The following is a 602-nucleotide window of genomic DNA, read 5'->3' on the forward strand; positions in this document are numbered from 1 at the left end:
GCTGGCGGCGGCGACCTACTACGAGTGGCGCTACAGCATCACCACGAACCGCTCCGCCTCGCGCATGTAGGTGTTGAACGGGTCGCGCATGTCCACCTGGCGGTTGCGATCCACATACACAATATCCCAGTCGATGTAGTAGCGGTTGTAGCGGCGTTCGGCGAGTCGCTTGATGACGAAGCCGCGTGCGCAGGCGCGTGTGTCGCTCGGCGGCGTGGTGACGCCCGCTTCGATTTGGACATCGTCCACCACACGCTTCACTTCGCCCATCTGCTGCAGCGCGTAATACAGCCCCTGTTCGGGGTTGATGTTGTGGTACTCCATGTCAATCGAGTGCAGTGCGTCGTCGCCCCACTGCGCGCCCGTCTCCTCCATATACTCGCGCAAGATGCGCAACTTAATGAGCCAGTCGATGCGGTCTTCCAGTTTTTCGGGGTCGGTCTCTAAGGTGTCCAGCACATACTCCCACTCCTGCAGCACCCAGTCGGTTTCGGGGTCGCGCCCTGCGAAGCGTTTCTGGGCGAGTTGCAAGTAAGCGCGCTGGATGTCGATTGCCGACATGGTGCTGCCGTCCAGCAGCGTGACAATCCACTTGCGAGTCG

General features: G+C 61.0%; 1 protein-coding gene. It reads right to left on the minus strand.

Annotated elements, in window-relative coordinates:
• Window positions 1-30: 30 nt before the first annotated feature.
• Window positions 31-602 (minus strand): proteasome accessory factor PafA2 family protein (locus tag NW837_RS15745; protein WP_414332646.1); only part of this gene is annotated, 572 nt, incomplete at its 5' end.

Source organism: Synechococcus sp. R6-10, assembly GCF_047461815.1.
In the GTDB taxonomy this organism is placed as follows: domain Bacteria; phylum Cyanobacteriota; class Cyanobacteriia; order Thermostichales; family Thermostichaceae; genus Thermostichus.